17 protein-coding genes are annotated in these 16820 nt (G+C 37.9%); 12 read left to right on the forward strand and 5 right to left on the reverse strand.

Going from position 1 to position 16820, the window contains the following annotated elements:
- The first annotated feature begins 145 nt into the window (after positions 1-145).
- The 9 genes from dinB to ACLJX0_RS12780 all read left to right on the forward strand — a co-directional run bounded on the left by dinB (position 146) and on the right by ACLJX0_RS12780 (position 9482).
- Positions 146-1219: a DNA polymerase IV gene (gene dinB / locus ACLJX0_RS12740; protein ID WP_410880942.1), complete on the forward strand. Its 1074-nt coding sequence runs from the start codon at positions 146-148 to the stop codon at positions 1217-1219.
- Between the two features lie 17 nt (positions 1220-1236).
- Complete coding sequence (locus ACLJX0_RS12745) at positions 1237-2139, forward strand: LD-carboxypeptidase (protein WP_410880943.1); 903 nt, start codon at positions 1237-1239, stop codon at positions 2137-2139.
- 9 nt (positions 2140-2148) lie between these two features.
- Positions 2149-2508 carry a YraN family protein gene (locus ACLJX0_RS12750; RefSeq protein ID WP_410880945.1) on the forward strand — a complete coding sequence of 120 codons (360 nt, stop codon included), beginning with the start codon at positions 2149-2151 and terminating at the stop codon, positions 2506-2508.
- Positions 2509-2683: 175 nt separating this feature from the next.
- Entirely contained in the window at positions 2684-5122 is a 2439-nt protein-coding gene (locus tag ACLJX0_RS12755) for a TonB-dependent siderophore receptor (protein WP_410880947.1), read from the forward strand.
- 101 nt (positions 5123-5223) lie between these two features.
- Positions 5224-6375, forward strand: a complete 1152-nt coding sequence (locus tag ACLJX0_RS12760) for a PepSY-associated TM helix domain-containing protein (RefSeq protein WP_410880948.1) — start codon at positions 5224-5226, stop codon at positions 6373-6375.
- 91 nt (positions 6376-6466) lie between these two features.
- Positions 6467-6877, forward strand: a complete 411-nt coding sequence (locus tag ACLJX0_RS12765; protein WP_182628662.1) for a BrxA/BrxB family bacilliredoxin — start codon at positions 6467-6469, stop codon at positions 6875-6877.
- Positions 6878-6946: 69 nt separating this feature from the next.
- On the forward strand, positions 6947-7678 hold the full coding sequence (locus ACLJX0_RS12770) for a lysophospholipid acyltransferase family protein (protein WP_410880950.1): 732 nt from the start codon (positions 6947-6949) through the stop codon (positions 7676-7678).
- Positions 7679-7759: 81 nt separating this feature from the next.
- On the forward strand, positions 7760-8758 hold the full coding sequence (locus ACLJX0_RS12775) for an acyl-ACP desaturase (RefSeq protein ID WP_410880952.1): 999 nt from the start codon (positions 7760-7762) through the stop codon (positions 8756-8758).
- Positions 8759-8831: 73 nt separating this feature from the next.
- Positions 8832-9482: an HD domain-containing protein gene (locus ACLJX0_RS12780; protein WP_410880954.1), complete on the forward strand. Its 651-nt coding sequence runs from the start codon at positions 8832-8834 to the stop codon at positions 9480-9482.
- A gap of 150 nt (positions 9483-9632) precedes the next feature.
- On the opposite strand, the gene pyk is transcribed toward ACLJX0_RS12780, so the two are convergent.
- The 5 genes from pyk to ACLJX0_RS12805 all read right to left on the reverse strand — a co-directional run bounded on the left by pyk (position 9633) and on the right by ACLJX0_RS12805 (position 14097).
- Positions 9633-11063: a pyruvate kinase gene (gene pyk, locus ACLJX0_RS12785; protein WP_410880955.1), complete on the reverse strand. Its 1431-nt coding sequence runs from the start codon at positions 11061-11063 to the stop codon at positions 9633-9635.
- A 4-nt stretch (positions 11064-11067) separates the two neighbouring features.
- Complete coding sequence (locus tag ACLJX0_RS12790) at positions 11068-11556, reverse strand: IPExxxVDY family protein (RefSeq protein WP_410880957.1); 489 nt, start codon at positions 11554-11556, stop codon at positions 11068-11070.
- Positions 11557-11654: 98 nt separating this feature from the next.
- Positions 11655-12401, reverse strand: coding sequence for a ribonuclease III (gene rnc / locus ACLJX0_RS12795; protein ID WP_410880959.1), 747 nt, complete (start codon positions 12399-12401; stop codon positions 11655-11657).
- A gap of 12 nt (positions 12402-12413) precedes the next feature.
- Entirely contained in the window at positions 12414-13667 is a 1254-nt protein-coding gene (fabF, locus tag ACLJX0_RS12800) for a beta-ketoacyl-ACP synthase II (protein ID WP_410880960.1), read from the reverse strand.
- 193 nt (positions 13668-13860) lie between these two features.
- Positions 13861-14097, reverse strand: a complete 237-nt coding sequence (locus ACLJX0_RS12805; protein WP_002988156.1) for an acyl carrier protein — start codon at positions 14095-14097, stop codon at positions 13861-13863.
- 198 nt (positions 14098-14295) lie between these two features.
- On the opposite strand from ACLJX0_RS12805, the gene ACLJX0_RS12810 reads away from it, so the two are divergent.
- The 3 genes from ACLJX0_RS12810 (at position 14296) to ACLJX0_RS12820 (ending at position 16782) form a co-directional block, all read left to right on the forward strand.
- Positions 14296-14862 (forward strand): phosphoribosylglycinamide formyltransferase, encoded by a 567-nt coding sequence (locus tag ACLJX0_RS12810; protein ID WP_410880961.1) that lies wholly within the window; start codon positions 14296-14298, stop codon positions 14860-14862.
- Positions 14863-14864: 2 nt separating this feature from the next.
- A complete protein-coding gene (rnhA, locus tag ACLJX0_RS12815; RefSeq protein ID WP_410880962.1) occupies positions 14865-15341 on the forward strand; it encodes a ribonuclease HI in 477 nt (158 codons plus the stop codon).
- A 514-nt stretch (positions 15342-15855) separates the two neighbouring features.
- The gene (locus ACLJX0_RS12820; RefSeq protein WP_410880963.1) at positions 15856-16782 is read left to right on the forward strand and encodes a PfkB family carbohydrate kinase; all 927 of its coding nucleotides are present in this window, start codon (positions 15856-15858) and stop codon (positions 16780-16782) included.
- Positions 16783-16820 lie beyond the last annotated feature (38 nt).

The raw sequence follows: 16820 nt of genomic DNA on the forward strand, positions 1-16820 counted from the left end.
ATACTTACTCAAAAAGTATTTAAAATACATACAAATTTAAGTAATAGCACTTGGATATACATCGAAAAGTTAAAAAAAAACGATACTTTTTTTTGGGAATGTAAACTAAATTTTTTCAACTATTTTTGAACCAAATAGCCGAAGGATGAATCGAAAGATCATACATATTGATATGGATGCGTTTTACGCTTCAGTAGAGCAATTGGATAATCCCGAATTAAGAGGGAAGGCTATTGTTGTGGGGGGAAGTAGCGAAAGAGGAGTTGTGGCTGCGGCGAGCTATGAAGCCCGTCAATATGGCGTGCGAAGTGCAATGAGTGGAATATTGGCGCAAAAGAAATGTCCCCATCTTATTTTTGTTCCGCCGCGTTTTGATCGCTATAAGGAAGTATCCAGACAAATTCGCGCCGTGTTTCATGAATATACAGACCTAGTAGAACCCTTGGCATTAGATGAGGCTTTTTTAGATGTGACAGAAAATAAAATGGGCTGCCCAAGTGCGACATTAATTGCACAGGAAATCCGACAAAAAATTTTTGAACGCACACAGCTAACGGCATCTGCAGGGATATCCATTAATAAATTTCTCGCTAAAGTGGCCAGTGACTACAATAAACCCAATGGACAGAAAACCATAAACCCCGAAGAAGTAGCATCTTTTCTTGAAGCCCTAGAAATAAAAAAGTTCTTCGGTATTGGCAAGAAAACGGCCGATCGTATGTATCACTTCGGTATTTTTACAGGGAAAGATTTGAAAGCAAAATCGCTGGAGTTTCTAGAAGAACATTTCGGTAAAGGAGGGACTGCTTATTACTATATTGTCCGTGGAATTCACAATTCGCCTGTGAGTCCCGATCGATTGATTAAGTCCGTGGGAACGGAGCGCACCTTTGATGAAAATTTGAGTTCCGAGGTATATTTAGAAAACAAATTAGTACACATTGTTGAGGAGTTGAGCTTGCGAATGAAAAAACAAGGTTTAGCTGGTAAAACGGTAACCTTAAAATTAAAATATGCCGATTTTGTCCAACAAACTCGAAGTATAACTTTTCCATATTTTATTGCAGATGCAGGTATTATCCTCAATTGTGCGAAAGAATTGCTCTATCAAGAAAAATTGCAAAACTCTGTACGTCTGATTGGCGTATCTTTGAGTAACCTAAACAATAAAAAAGTAGCGAAAAAACCCGTAGCTGTACAGCTGCGATTTGATTTTTAATTTCAATCTAGTTAACTATGAATTATATCCTCCCTCCTTATTTAAAACCAGGCGATAAAGTAGCTATCGTGTGTACTGCTCGAAAATTTTCTGTACAAGAAGCGCAACCTGCTATAGCGTTGTTGGAATCATGGGGGTTAGAGGTAGTGTTAGGACAGACAATAGGCTTGGATAATTTTCAACTAGGAGGAACAGATGCGGAGCGTATAGCCGATTTCAATACACAGTTAAAAGATCCTCAAATCAAAGCCATTTGGTGTGCTAGAGGGGGATATGGTACGGTGCGCATCATTGATTCAATTGACTTTACTTTATTGCAGCAACAACCCAAGTGGATTGTTGGATTCAGTGATGTGACAACCCTCCACAGTCATGTGCATAACCTCGGTATTGCAACCATTCACGGTATTATGGCCTTTAGTGTACCTCTAGCGAAAGAAGAGTCCAAGGAATCACTACACAAAGCGCTATTTGGGGAGTGTCTTTCTTATACCCTTACAACCGATTCTGGTAATAGAAACGGAAAAGCCAAAGGCGTTTTAGTGGGAGGAAATCTATCGATTCTCTATAGCTTGTTAGGCTCGGTTTCGAGTATAGATACCAAAGGAAAAATTCTCTTTATTGAAGATCTAGATGAATATTTATACCACGTGGATCGCATGATGCACAACCTCAAGCGCAATGGGATGTTGGCGGATTTAGCAGCACTCATTGTAGGAGGAATGACGGATATGCACGATAATTCCATCCCTTTTGGATATAATGCACAAGAGATTATTCTCGATGCCGTAAAAGACTATAACTACCCTGTGGTATTCCATTTTCCTGCAGGACACGGATTATCTAATCGAGCGTTAAAATTAGGCACTATTGTTGAACTAGATGCACAAGACCATCAGGTGACGGTCTCCTTTAGTTAAATCAAATGCATGAGTAATCCCCGCGATTTAGGAAAACTAGGCGAAGAATTAGCCGTTGAATTTTTACAAGAGAAAGGCTATCGCATTATCGCCAGAAATTGGACGTACAGAAAAGCAGAAGTTGACATTATTGCCGAAGTGGATGCTTTTCTAGTTTTTATAGAAGTGAAAACCAGAAGCTCCACCGATTTTGGGCAGCCTCAAGAGTTTTTAAAGAGCCCTCAAATCAGGCGATTAGTTGCCGCAGCTGATGCTTTTGTACGGCAATCTCGACGAAGGGAAGAAGTTCGTTTTGATATAGTAGCTATTAGTATAAAAAATTCTGTCCCTGATATAGAACACATTGAGCAAGCTTTTTATTGGTTTTAAATACGATATTCTTTTTTTTTAGCTGATATTTTAGTTTTTATTAAAAATAAATGGACAGAAAGTGAATTTTATTAAAATTCGCTATATGCAAAAAGTCTAAATAAAAGTTGTAGATTATTTGGAATCACTTTACATTTGTGGCGTTTTTAATAAGTCTAAATAACACAGATTCAGTATGAAGACGTATACTACATTGTTCGTTACTCTTTGTGGCGTGATGGTAAGCTTTGCTCAAAACATCACGATCAAAGGAAGAGTTGTAGATGAGGTAAATAAACCCTTGCCTTTTGCAACCGTTGTTTTGGGTGAAGGACAAACAGCTGTTCAAACCAATGAGAACGGAGAGTTTAAATTACACAATGTTCAGAAAGGAAAGCAAATCATGAAGGCTTCTTTTGTTGGATATTCAACTTCTCAACGTGAAATTACCCTCGCTAAAAACGAAGAAATTGTCAATTTCCTTTTAGTAGCAGATAGTCAATTAGAGAATATCACCGTTTATGGTAGAAGTAATAAAAATGTAAAAAACCTTCAGTATATCACGCGTTTACCACTTGGATTACAAGATCAGGTGCAATCTATCAGTATTGTTTCGGAACACGTAATCAAAGAACAAGGGGCGTTGACGATTACAGATGCAGCGCGTAACGTGGCTGGGGTAACTCAGTTCTCTACGTACGGTGGACCTGCAGAAAGTATGTCAATGCGCGGATTTAGAGGTACTCCTGTATTGAGAAATGGTGTTGGAATGGATTCTGACTTTAGAACCGCATCAGCTATCGCTGATATGCAGGGAGTTGAAAGTGTGGAGGTAATTAAGGGATCTGCTGCAGTATTACAAGGAATCGGAAACGGTTTAGGGGCTGCTGGTGGGGTGATTAACTTAGTGACAAAAACGCCAAACTTTAAAAATCACAGAGAGGTAGGATTCCGAACAGGAAGCTATGGTCAAGTTCGACCAACAGTAGATTTCGAACAAGTTTTAGATAAAAAAGAAACCGTTTCTTTCCGTTTCAATGGAGCTTATGAAAGAAATGACGGATGGAGAACGTATGTCAATGACGAACATTTCTATATCAACCCATCCTTAACTTGGAAGATCGATAGCAAAACCAAGGTAACGGTTGAAATGGATTACCTTAATGGGGACTATGTAACGGACAAAGGAACCGTAAACTTAGGACCAGATTATGCGAATAAGTTATATGATATGCCGCATAATAAGTTTTTAGGATTTAAAGGAGATACCAAGAAAATCACGATGCAAAACTACGTGGCGCGTTTGGAAAGACAATTAACAGAAAAATTGAGCTTTAGAGCGTCTTATACAGCATCAATCTATAACGAATATGGTCGTTCAACGAACGTAGCAACAGTTACGCCTAAAAAGGAAATTGGCGATGACTGGAGTAAATATGGCAATATCAAACGTACAGTGTCTAAAGGACAATCCGATGATTATAACTCAGTATTCCAAGCCGATTTAATCGGAAAAGACATCTTTACCGGTATTTTAAAACACACCTTCCAAGTTGGATTTGATTACAGACAAACGAAAACAATTGCAGGTTCTACAACAGGTAAAGTATGGGGAAAAGATAAAGAAGGAAATGATGCCTTAGTAGATTTTAGAAGTGATATCAATGTATTAGAACCGATTGATAATCATTTACCAGACAACCTAATTTATGGCGATATTGCTACAACAAGAACCATGTCACCAACCATCGGATTTATGGCACAAGATTATATCGCGATTGGAGAAAAATTAAGTGCCATGTTAGGGTTGCGTTACAGCCGTTTGAATGGTAATACAACAGAAAATGCAACAGTAGATCGTTGGAATCCAATGTTGGGATTAATCTTCAAACCACAAGAAAATATCAGCACTTTTGCTTCCTATACCACAACAAGTAGCTTGAGACAATCAAACAAATTGTTACACGGCGGAGGATATGCAGGAGCATCTGATATCAAACAAGTTGAATTTGGTTTCAAATCAAACTGGTATAACGATCATTTAGGAGTGAATTTCACCTACTTCTTTATCAATCAAAATAACTTAGTTGCACCTTATATCAATCCAGAAACAGGTATACAATCTCCAACAGAGAGTATCTTAGCTGGAGATTTAAAACGCAATGGATTTGAGTTAGAAATCAACGGTAAAATTACCAACAACTTAGAGGTAATGTTAGGTTATGCAAACCTGTATGCAAGATACCAAGATAGCCCACAATATGTAGATGGTTCTGCGCCAATGAATGCACCAGAGCACACGGCAAATGGATGGGTGAACTATAAATTTGATCAAGGTATATTAAATGGATTATCGGTAGGAGCTGGCGTGTATTTTGTAGGAAAACGCCCAGTAAATGAATACAGCATAACAGTAGACTCGGGTCATAATACAAATACAAATGTTCGTCCTTTTGATATGCCAAGCTATACGACAGTGAATGCACAAGCAGCTTACACATACAAAAACGCAACCTTAAGTGTGTTTATGAATAATATCTTTAACGAAAGAGGATACACCTCGTACTTTAGAGGAGGATATATCAATGAGATTTCACCAAGAAATTTCGCCGCACAATTGACATACAGATTCTAGAATTGCCCTTTAATTAGTGTCATTATAATTGAAATAATAATAATAAGTACAAACACGGTTTTATGCTATAAAATCGTGTTTGTTCGTTTTTGAATCCCTATATGAAAGAAAAAAAGACTTCTCCTTTTCGAAAATTGATGAATGACCTACACTTGTGGTTAGGTATTGCAAGTTCGCTTGTCCTTTTTGTGGTTTGTTTAACAGGTACAATCTACACCTTCAAAACGGAAATCCAAGGTTGGATGGAACCAACACGCTATGAAGTAACTGATCGTGGTACAGGGCAAAGTAAACCCATCGAAGAATTGGTGCAGGCAGTTGAAACCGCAACCCAAGGGAAAGTGCAACGCGTAATGCTAGTGAGCAAGGAAAACAAACCCTATGTGTTTTCTGTGCGTAGTGGAGAAGAAGGGAAACGCCCTGATGCGGTTCACGTCAATCCTTATACGGGTGAAATTTTAGGAACAGGCAAAGGTCCTGGAGATGAATTTTTCATGACGGTATTTAAATTGCACCGTTGGTTGTTACTCGATTCGTCCATTGGAAGACCCATTGTCGGAATTGCTACGATTATCTTTTGTTTTCTATCTATTTCAGGACTTATCTTGTGGTTTCCTAAGAAAATAAAGGGATGGAAGAGCCTTAAACCTGGATTCAAAATTAAGTTTAATGCCAACTGGAAACGCATCAACCATGATCTACATAATACCCTTGGGTTTTATACCTTGTTACTTGTGTTAATTCTGTCATTAACGGGATTATGTTGGTCTTTTGAGTGGTATAGAAATGGTTTAAGTGCGGTATTGGGAACCAAAGTATTTGGAGGACGGGACGAAGTAAAACCAGAATCGGTAATCCAAGATAAGAATACTATTACCCTACAGGAAGCTGTGGATATAGCAAATAAAGAAATGGATTATCCGTATCGTACGCTATCTGTGAGCTTACCAAAAGACGAAGCAGGCGCCTATGAAATCAATAAGAATGAACTTGCACGATGGAATGAGACGGTGAATGATCGCGTGTTTATCGATCAATACTCCGGAGGAGTAATCAAGAAAGAAATCTTTGCGGATAAATCAGTAGGCGATAAAATTGCCAGTTCAATTCGGGCCTTACACTTTGGAGATATTTATGGCTTGTTTTCGAAAGTGATTTACTTTATTACTTGTTTGATTGCAACTTCTTTACCTATCACGGGAATCTTCATTTGGTTGAATAAGATGAAAAAGAAACCTAAGAAGAAGGTATAATGCATCTTGGGAATACTTTAGCATTCAAAGTGGACAAAATAAGAGAAAAAGTGTAACTTTGTTATTACAATTTTTAATTAAAGGTAATAGTATGTATCCAGAAGAAATAGTAAAACCAATGCGTCAAGAATTAGTTGATGCAGGATTTTCAGCATTATATACAGCAGACGAAGTAGAAGCTGCGTTAAGCAAAGAAGGAACTACACTAGTAGTGGTAAATTCAGTTTGTGGATGTGCAGCACGTAACGCACGTCCAGGAGCAATTATGAGTTTAAGAGGAGAAAAAAAACCAGCACAAATTGTAACCGTTTTCGCAGGTGTGGATAAAGACGCGGTTGATGCAGCACGTCAACATATGTTCCCTTTCCCTCCTTCTTCTCCTTCAATGGCTTTGTTTAAAGACGGAGAATTAGTTCACATGTTAGAAAGACATCATATTGAAGGACATCCTGCAGAGATGATTGCTGAAAATTTGATCGACGCATACAAAGAATATTGCTAAAAAGACACCACCTTCTATAAGGTGGTTTTTTTTTAAAGTGTATATTTGCTCAAGATATACATTGAGCTCATGCAAAAAATAATTTCATATCCCTTATCTGTACTATTCGTTATCTGCTTGTTACTCGTACTCCTGTTTTTTCATGGATTACAATGGTTAGCTTTAAATCTTTTTGGGTATCAAGCCCATAAAAAAGTAGTGGATGCCATGGTTTGGTGGATTATGTTATGCACGGGAATTCTCGGGACGACCTATCGCGTATCCAAAGAGGAAGAGCTCCCCAAAGACAAACCTGTTGTCTTTGTTGCTAATCACCAGAGTATGTTTGATATACCGATGATTATTTGGTTCTTTAAACCACAACATCCCAAATTCGTTAGTAAAAAAGAATTAGGTAGTGGTATTCCAAGTGTATCCTACAATTTAAAACACGGCGGGTCAGTACTCATTGACCGTAAAGATGCCAAACAAGCCTTAACCGTAATTCGCGGGTTAGGTCAATATATCTCGAAATATAACCGCTCGGCTGTCATCTTCCCAGAAGGAACAAGAAGCCGTGACGGTCAACCTAAACGTTTTTCCGAAAATGGGGTTAAAATGTTATGTAAGTTTGCACCAGATGCTTACCTTGTACCCTTGACGATTAATAATTCATGGAAATTGTTCCGATTTGGAAAATTTCCGTTAGGATTAGGAGCCAATATTAGTCTTTATGCACATAAACCCATGAAAATTAGCGATTATTCTTTTGATGAACTTTTCGCTAAAACTGAGGCTATCGTAAAGTCTAAAATAGAATAAACAAATACTAATTCTCGCAGTTACTCCCAAAACAAACTAAACCAAACCGAAGAGCTAGTTGCGAAGCAAAAACCAATTGACATGTCAACACACAATGTTCGTTTAGAAGTGATGCACTTCTTGGAAAAAAATATAGATAGCTTTGTTGATGATTATCTCATTCCTGTGGAGAAAATTTGGCAACCTTCTGATTTACTACCGAATTCGGAAAGTGAATCCTTCTTAGAAGACGTCAGAGAATTGAGAGAATTTGCCAAAGAATTACCTTATGATTTTTGGGTAGTTTTGGTTGGAGATACCATTACGGAAGAAGCCTTGCCTACGTATGAATCATGGTTGATGGATGTAGATGGAGTGAACCAAAGAGAAGGCGAAAGCGGAAACGGTTGGGCCAAATGGATTCGTCATTGGACGGGAGAAGAAAACCGACATGGAGACTTATTGAATAAATACTTATACCTTTCTGGACGCGTAAATATGCGAGAAGTTGAAATTACCACACAATACCTCTTGAATGATGGTTTTGACCCTGGAACAGATCGCGATCCATATAAAAACTTTGTTTTTACTAGTTTTCAGGAGTTAGCTACGTATATTTCACACAACCGTGTAGGAAAACTAGCGAAACAATATGGAGATCACAAATTAGCGAAGATTTGCCGTTTAATTGCAGGGGATGAAATGCGTCACCACCATGCCTATTCTGAATTTGTCGATCGCATTTTTAAAGTAGACCCAAGTGAAATGCTCTTGGCTTTTGTCGATATGATGAAACGCAAAATCACCATGCCTGCGAATCTGATTCGTGAATCAGGTGGAAAAATGGGAGATGCCTTTGAACTGTTTTCGGATTCCGCACAACGCATTGGGGTTTATACTGCCATTGATTACGTGGAAATCATGCAAAAATTAATTGATCGTTGGGAAATAGCTAAACTAACGGGATTGAATGACGAGGCAGAAAAAGCACGAGAGTATCTGATGAAATTACCTGCACGTATGCTCCGTATTGCTGAGCGTATGAGCATTGGAAAAGAACAACATATTTTTAAATGGGTACAGCCCGCGATTATTAAATAGTTTACGGTTAACAGTTCACGGTTTACAGGGAGTGAACCGTGAACTTTAAACTGTCAACTGTCAACTGCAAAACATGGATAAAAGAATTGAAGCAACAATTGCCTATGTGAAGGAAGAGCTACAGCAGGCAGAAGGAGGACACGATTGGTTCCATATCGAACGGGTACATCGCAATGCGCTTCATATTCTGAAGTTTGAATCGGAGGCAGATGCAGAAATTGTGCAGCTGATTGCTTTATTACACGATATTGCAGATAGTAAATTCCACAATGGAGATGAGACTGTGGGGCCACGAAAGGCGAGAGCCTGGTTAGCATCGTTAGATTATGAACCAGCTGTAGTGGAACACGTGGTTAAAGGAATTGAAAATATCTCGTATAAAGGAGGAAATTTCGATCAGAAATTTACCTCTAAGGAATTAGAAATTGTACAAGATGCGGATCGATTGGATGCTATTGGAGCAATTGGGATTACACGCGTATTTAATTATGGCGGATTCCAAAATAATCCCATTCACGATCCAGAACAAACCCCACGGTTTGGTATGACTAAAGAAGAATACAAGGCGCATAAAGGGACATCTATCAATCATTTTTATGAGAAGTTACTGCTACTGAAAGATTTGATGAATACAGAAGCAGGAAAGCGAATCGCTGCCGAAAGACACCGTTATATGGAAGGATTTTTGGCGCAGTTCTATGCGGAATGGGAAGGGGAGGCGTAATAGAGTTAACGATTTACAGTTTACAGCTTACAGTTTATATGGTAGCTGTGAATTGTCAACCGTCAACTGTCAACCGTCAACATAAAAAATCGAGGGAATCATAGTATGATTCCCTCGATTTTTTTATTGGTAACTCATCTCCAATACTATCTATTTAATTTCTGAAATTCTCAAGGTATTTACCATTCCTTTTTCAACGATTGGCATCGCTGCTAAATTGATGACCATATCTCCCTTTACGGCATGTTTCTTTTCTACTACCATATTGTTGATATCTTCAATGGTTTCGTCTGTACTTACGTATTTATCGTAATAGTAAGCCTGAACTCCCCAAAGGAGGTTTAGCTGCGTCAAAATGCGTTTATTCGACGTAAAAACAAGGATATCACTGTTTGGACGCCAAGCAGAAATTTGAAAGGCTGTATAACCACTATTCGTTAAGGTACAAATTGCTTTTGCTTCAATATCGTTCGCCATTAAAGCCGCGTGATAACAAATGTTTTTGGTGATATAACGGTTTGTTTTGATTGTTGGTGGACTTTGAGGTACATTAATCAAAGCAGAGTTCTCTACACTTTGAATAATTTGAGTCATTTTCTCAATAACTTGTACAGGATAGCTTCCTACTGAAGTTTCTCCTGATAACATAACCGCATCCGCTCCATCCATCACGGAATTCGCTACGTCGTTTACCTCTGCTCTTGTTGGCGTTAAGCTTGAAATCATCGTCTCCATCATTTGGGTAGCGATAATTACTGGAATTCGAGCGTTTTTAGCTATTTGAACCAATTGTTTTTGAATCAAAGGAACCTCTTGTGCTGGAATCTCTACACCTAAATCTCCACGAGCTACCATCAATCCATCACAGTAGGCCACTAATTTGTGGATGTTTTTCACTGCTTCTGGCTTTTCGATCTTCGCTACAATTGGAATTTTGTGTTCTGAATGTTGTTTCACGATTTCTTGTAAGTCCAACAAGTCCTCAGGTGTACGGACGAAAGATAGAGCCAACCAATCCACTTGTGCTTTAATGGCAAAAATAGCGTCATTGATGTCTTTCTCCGTTAAAGCAGGTAATGAAACTTTCGTCATCGGTAAGTTGACTCCTTTTTTAGATTTTAGGGGCCCACCTTGAATCACCTTTGCTACCACTTCATCTGTATTATTCGTCGATAGCACTTCAAAGATTAGTTTTCCATCGTCTAATAAAATAGTTTCTCCTGCATTAACATCATTGGGAAACTGCTTATAGTTCATGTATACACGTTGTGCATCTCCTTTGAATTCTTCTTTTGTTGAAAAGGTAATCGTGTCTCCAGGATGTACAACTACATCCTCTGCCATAATTCCTACACGTAGTTTAGGTCCTTGTAAATCACCTAAAATTGAGGTTGTATAGCCATATTCTTTATTTAATTCACGAATGATGTCGATTTTCTCTTGTACATCGGCGTAATCGGCATGAGAAAAATTAATTCTAAATACATTTACACCTGCTTTAATCATGTTGTGCAACACTTCTTTTGTCCCTGATGCAGGTCCTAACGTTGCTACAATTTTTGTTCTTTTTTTTGCTACCATATTTTTAAAAAATTAGGTTGTTTTTTGATTTAATCGCTTCTACTCGGATTTCGTATGCAGTAGAAATTACTTTTATTGATTTTAATTTTTCAATGACTGTGCCAATTTCAAATTGCTCATCTGTATTTTCAACTTTCAGGAAGTAATCTACCGTTTTGTGTTCTGGTAAGAGATACCCTTGTTTGCTAATGGTTGAAACGACGTATTGAAAAAGGGGAGAAGCCATTTGTGACTCGGGAAGTATAAAAGCTTTATTTGATACTAATTTCCATAATACATGATAATCTGGATCATCATATTCAAATAAAGAGAAGGAAGCTAAGCCTTGATCGGTTTCAATTTCAACATCAAGCGTTGTACGCTCTAAATAAAGGCCTAGAATGGTGTTAATAAGATAGGTAACTTTAAAATCCTCCTTGCGCGAGGAGTGAATCGCTATCAGACTATAGTTTTCAGCTTCAAAATCTTCTAATCTTAGAACTACTGGTCCCATTTGTTTATTCGTTAGATACAAAGATACAACTTTTATAATTCAAATAATATGTAGGTATTTAGAAGAAAGATTAAGTAAATGTTAATTGATTCCCCAAATTAATGGTTTATTTTTTCTTGCAAAGCGAAATATGCGCGTTGCGAAGCTTTTTCTTCCGCTTTCTTCTTGGAAGTAGCCCTTCCTTTTGCTATTAGTTTGTTGTCTATGAATAACTTAACGCCAAAATATTTCACTTCTTCATTGGAGGCTTCTTCATAGGCATCAAATTTAAAGGAGTGTTTTGTTTTTTGGCACCATTCGATCAGCAGGCTCTTATAGCTCGTAATCTTAGTTTCTAAAACATGGATATCAGAAATAGTAGATATCAAGCGTTGATGGATGAATTTCTCGCAAGCAGGATATCCCTGGTCTAAGTAGATCGCACCAATAAGGGCTTCTAAGATATTGCCGTGAATGTTTTCGCCAAACTGTTGATTACCCATTTTACTGGCTACAATATCGATCAAACCTAAACTCTTGCCAATGGTATTTAAGTTTTCTCTACTAACTATCTTTGAGCGCATCTTGGTTAAATAGCCTTCATCTCCACTAGGTACTTCCAAATACAAATGAGAGGCAATGACCGCATTGAGCATGGCATCACCCAAAAACTCTAAGCGTTCGTAATTAATGGGATGTCCCTGATTGTCAACAAGATTCATTGAACGGTGGGTAAACGCCAACGTATAGTAGGAGATATCCAAAGGCTTAGTCGTAGTGATTTGAGATATCTTACGACAAAAATTCCCGTCCTTTGGATTTGAACGGGAATTTTTAAATATTTTATTTAATACATGACTCAACATTACGTTGTGCGATTAAATATCTAACTTTTTTACTAGTACACAAGCATTGTGTCCTCCAAAACCGAAGGTATTACTCATTCCTACTTTTACGTCTCTTTTTTGTGCCGTATTGAAGGTAAAGTTTAGTTTCGCATCTACTTGATCATCATCTGTAAAGTGATTAATCGTTGGCGGAACAATTCCATGTTCAATCGATAAAATAACAGAGATAGCCTCTATCACTCCTGCAGCTCCCAAAAGGTGACCTGTCATGGATTTGGTCGAGTTTAAATTCATTGAATACGCGTGATCACCAAAAACATTTAAAATAGCTTTTGATTCAGCAATATCTCCTAATGGAGTAGACGTTCCGTGTAAGTTAACCACGTCAACATCTTTTGGCTCAAGTCCAGCGTCTCTTAAACAGTTTTTCATTACGTTGGTTGCGCCTAATCCTTCAGGATGTGGTGCAGTCAAGTGATGTGCATCTGCAGACATTCCGCCTCCGCCAATTTCACAGTAGATTTTTGCTCCACGTGCAACTGCATGTTCGTATTCTTCTAACACTAATGCTCCAGCACCTTCACCTAGTACAAAACCATCGCGGTCTTTGTCCATAGGTCTCGATGCAGTCTCAGGACTATCGTTTCTTGTAGATAAAGCATGCATGGCATTGAATCCTCCCACACCTGCAATCGTAACTGCAGCTTCAGAACCTCCTGTTACCATGATGTCAGCCATACCTAAACGGATATAGTTGAACGCATCGATAATAGCATTCGTAGAAGAAGCACAAGCCGATACTGTTGTGAAGTTCGGACCTCTCAACCCGTATTTAATAGAAATGTGTCCCCCTGCAATATCAGCAATCATTTTTGGAATAAAAAAAGGATTGAATCGCGGTGTTCCATTTCCATTCACGAAGTCGGTAACCTCATTTTGGAATGTTTCTAATCCGCCAATTCCTGAACCCCAAATAACCCCAGCTCTATCTTTATCTATATGCTCTAAGTCTAATTTAGAATCTACAACAGCTTCATCAGCACTAACCATGGCTAATTGAGCGTATCGATCCATTTTACGTGCTTCTTTGCGATCAATAAAATCTTCTACATTGAAATTCTTTACTTCGCACGCAAATTGGGTTTTGAAATTTGTAGCATCAAAATGTGTAATCGGAGCTGCTCCACTTACGCCATTAATAAGACTGTTCCAATACTCTTGGATATTATTCCCTATGGGAGTAAGAGCACCTAAACCTGTTACAACAACTCGCCTTAATTTCATAAAGTAAATATTATGGTTTAATAAGTTAAAAAAACCCAATTTTTCACTTTTGTAAAAGGAAACATTGGGTAGCTTTATATTTGTTTATCAGATCACTATACGTGTGAATCTGTCCTTTTGTCTATTCTAAAAAGTAGGTATGTCAAAAAAATAATAACGCCCACGTGTTTTAAAACACGTGGGTTATTAGTTATTACTTCTTAGCTTCTTCGATGTAAGAGATAGCTTGACCAACTGTAGCAATGTTTTCAGCTTGATCATCTGGAATTTGAATATCGAATTCTTTTTCGAACTCCATGATAAGCTCAACAGTGTCTAGTGAATCAGCTCCTAAATCATTAGTGAAGCTTGCTTCTGCTACAACTTCGTTCTCGTCAACTCCTAATTTGTCAACGATAATCGCTTTTACTCTTGATGCAATGTCTGACATAATCTTTAATTTTAAAATTTAATTTCCTAGGGCAAAAATAAAAAACTTTATTTTATATCCTGATTATACATGTTAATTGTCAGTGCGAAATTATAAAAATAATTAATACTTAATACTATTTTTCTGTTTATTGTCAGTAATTATTCTTTTTTTTGTACTCGAATAAAGTGTTTTACCACCTTAAATACTGTTTATAACATGAGAAAAATTGCGCTATTCGCTTCTGGTTCAGGTACTAATGTTGAAAATATTATCAATTACTTTGAAAATAATTCAATTGTCAATCAATACCTCGTTTTGGTTAATAACCCTCATGCTAAAGTAATAGAAAAAGCGGAAAAAAGAAAGGTGCCTGTTTATATTTTTGATAAAAATAAGCTGAATAACGGCGAGTTAGCAGAAAAATTGGAATTTTTTCAACCGGATTTAATCGTTTTGGCGGGGTTCTTGTGGAAGTTTCCTGAAGATTTGGTAAAAAAATATCACAATCAAGTCATTAACATCCATCCAGCCTTATTGCCTAAATATGGAGGAAAAGGAATGTATGGCCATTTTGTACATGAAGCTGTTTTAGCCAATAAAGAAGCAGAAACCGGAATTACCATTCACTACGTCAATGAAAATTACGATGAGGGGGCTGTTATTTTACAAGCTACTACACCTGTAGAATCACATTATACTGCGGAAGACATCGCTAAAGCGGTGCAAGCTTTAGAATACAAACATTTTCCAATTGTCATTGAACAGTTGCTAGCGAAACAATAAAAATGAGTCAATCTTTTCAAGTTATCCTCTATACTGACGGATCTGCACAAGGAAATCCTGGGCCAGGAGGATACGGTTTGGTACTAGAATGGGCCGGTCACCAGGTGTTTAAGGAATTTTCGCAAGGATATCGATTAACGACCAATAACCGTATGGAGTTACTCGCGGTCATTGTTGGGTTAGAAAAATTAAAAAATCCTCAAACGCGGGTATTAGTTGTTTCTGACTCTAAATATGTGGTAGATGCGGTAACCAAAGGTTGGGTATTTGGCTGGGAAAAGAAAAATTTCAAAGACAAAAAGAATCCGGACCTCTGGATGCGATTTCTACGCATTTATAGACGCCATCAAGTTTCCTTCCAATGGGTAAAAGGACACAACAACCACCCCATGAATGAACGTTGCGATTTCTTAGCAGTACAAGCAGGAAAACAAAAAGACTTGTTAGTGGATGAGTATTACGAGCAAAACAAAGAATAGCAGTTTAAAGAATACAATCGAAAAAGGTTCAGCTTAGCAGCTGGACCTTTTTTTGTGCTGTACAAAGGTACTAGTTTGGAGAAGAGAATGCGGGCTGTATAAAAAGGTGATATAGTGTTTGATCTGAATGTAGACAAAGAATACGTAAGGGCCTCTCCAACAATTCTCCAACCATCCTTCGAGTTTACTTTGGCTCAAGGCGTTTTTGTCGAAGCATTGTTGGAGTACACTCGCACCAATCTTGGAGAAACTAAGGGCAAAAGTATAAGGAAATGCGGAGGATGGATCCGAGTATTAGCTAGAGGAATAGGGGTATGGGGAAATCAACAAAGAGGAGATATGTGCTTCACTACTAGAAAAATAAGTTGATTTTCGTCTGATGTTTGCCGTAGTGTTTTCCTATATCTAAAAATGTAAGGGCTTGACTGTAAGTTAATTTTAGAATAAAGAAGATTAATTTTTGTTCTAAAATTAGGAAAGCTCTATATTTGCATCTTATTTCTTTTCCAAAAATATGAACAAGTTATTGATCGTCGGAACAGTGGCGTTTGACACGATAGAAACACCATTCGGGAAAACGGACAAAGTATTAGGAGGTGCTGCTACATATATAGGATTGTCTGCTTCTCATTTTGAAGTAGAATCAGCGATAGTCTCTGTAGTAGGGGATGACTTTCCGAAAGAATATATTGCCTTACTAGAAAGTAAAAATATCAATACAACAGGTATTGAAGTGGTGCCAGGAGGAAAAACTTTCTTTTGGAGTGGTAGATACCACAACGATTTGAATGCTAGGGACACCTTAGATACTCAATTAAATGTATTAGAAAACTTCAATCCAGTAGTTCCAGCTGATTTTAAAGAGGCAGATGTGGTGATGTTAGGGAATTTACACCCCGTTATTCAGCAATCCGTATTGAATCAATTGGAAAAGAAACCTAAACTCGTGGTGTTAGATACCATGAATTTTTGGATGAATTGCGCCTTAGAGGAACTTAAATCAGTATTGACGCAAGTCGATGTGATTACCATTAACGATGAAGAAGCGCGTCAGCTATCAGGAGAATACTCCTTAGTTAGAGCAGCTGAAGTCATTCACGAAATGGGTCCTCAATATGTCGTAATTAAAAAAGGAGAACACGGCGCCTTGTTGTTTTCAGGGAAAGATGTTTTCTTTGCACCAGCCTTGCCGTTAAAAGAAGTCTTCGATCCAACTGGAGCGGGAGATACTTTTGCTGGAGGATTTGCTGGGTACTTAACAGAAAGAGGAAGTATATCCTTTCAATGTATGAAGAATGCCATTATTTTTGGATCCAATCTAGCTTCCTTCTGTGTGGAAGAATTTGGAACACAGCGCATGGAGCAGCTCGAAGAAGCCGAAATGAAAAAAAGATTAATGCAATTTAAAATGTTAACACAGTTCGACATTGAACTCAAATAAACATGCAACATACTAAGCCTCGTCGTGGGGCTTTTTTT

This window comes from Myroides sp. DW712, assembly GCF_046557355.1.
In the GTDB taxonomy this organism is placed as follows: domain Bacteria; phylum Bacteroidota; class Bacteroidia; order Flavobacteriales; family Flavobacteriaceae; genus Flavobacterium.

What these genes read in the sequence shown, in the direction of transcription:
- ACLJX0_RS12820 (WP_410880963.1), top strand. Translation starts at nt 15,856, where the DNA reads ATGAACAAGTTATTGATCGTCGGAACAGTGGCGTTTGACACGATAGAA.
- ACLJX0_RS12755 (WP_410880947.1), top strand. Translation starts at nt 2,684, where the DNA reads ATGAAGACGTATACTACATTGTTCGTTACTCTTTGTGGCGTGATGGTA.
- rnc (WP_410880959.1), bottom strand. Translation starts at nt 12,401, where the DNA reads ATGTTGAGTCATGTATTAAATAAAATATTTAAAAATTCCCGTTCAAAT.
- ACLJX0_RS12765 (WP_182628662.1), top strand. Translation starts at nt 6,467, where the DNA reads ATGTATCCAGAAGAAATAGTAAAACCAATGCGTCAAGAATTAGTTGAT.
- ACLJX0_RS12770 (WP_410880950.1), top strand. Translation starts at nt 6,947, where the DNA reads ATGCAAAAAATAATTTCATATCCCTTATCTGTACTATTCGTTATCTGC.
- pyk (WP_410880955.1), bottom strand. Translation starts at nt 11,063, where the DNA reads ATGGTAGCAAAAAAAAGAACAAAAATTGTAGCAACGTTAGGACCTGCA.
- ACLJX0_RS12810 (WP_410880961.1), top strand. Translation starts at nt 14,296, where the DNA reads ATGAGAAAAATTGCGCTATTCGCTTCTGGTTCAGGTACTAATGTTGAA.
- ACLJX0_RS12790 (WP_410880957.1), bottom strand. Translation starts at nt 11,556, where the DNA reads ATGGGACCAGTAGTTCTAAGATTAGAAGATTTTGAAGCTGAAAACTAT.
- ACLJX0_RS12760 (WP_410880948.1), top strand. Translation starts at nt 5,224, where the DNA reads ATGAAAGAAAAAAAGACTTCTCCTTTTCGAAAATTGATGAATGACCTA.
- ACLJX0_RS12780 (WP_410880954.1), top strand. Translation starts at nt 8,832, where the DNA reads ATGGATAAAAGAATTGAAGCAACAATTGCCTATGTGAAGGAAGAGCTA.
- ACLJX0_RS12805 (WP_002988156.1), bottom strand. Translation starts at nt 14,097, where the DNA reads ATGTCAGACATTGCATCAAGAGTAAAAGCGATTATCGTTGACAAATTA.
- ACLJX0_RS12745 (WP_410880943.1), top strand. Translation starts at nt 1,237, where the DNA reads ATGAATTATATCCTCCCTCCTTATTTAAAACCAGGCGATAAAGTAGCT.
- fabF (WP_410880960.1), bottom strand. Translation starts at nt 13,667, where the DNA reads ATGAAATTAAGGCGAGTTGTTGTAACAGGTTTAGGTGCTCTTACTCCC.
- ACLJX0_RS12750 (WP_410880945.1), top strand. Translation starts at nt 2,149, where the DNA reads ATGAGTAATCCCCGCGATTTAGGAAAACTAGGCGAAGAATTAGCCGTT.
- dinB (WP_410880942.1), top strand. Translation starts at nt 146, where the DNA reads ATGAATCGAAAGATCATACATATTGATATGGATGCGTTTTACGCTTCA.
- rnhA (WP_410880962.1), top strand. Translation starts at nt 14,865, where the DNA reads ATGAGTCAATCTTTTCAAGTTATCCTCTATACTGACGGATCTGCACAA.
- ACLJX0_RS12775 (WP_410880952.1), top strand. Translation starts at nt 7,760, where the DNA reads ATGTCAACACACAATGTTCGTTTAGAAGTGATGCACTTCTTGGAAAAA.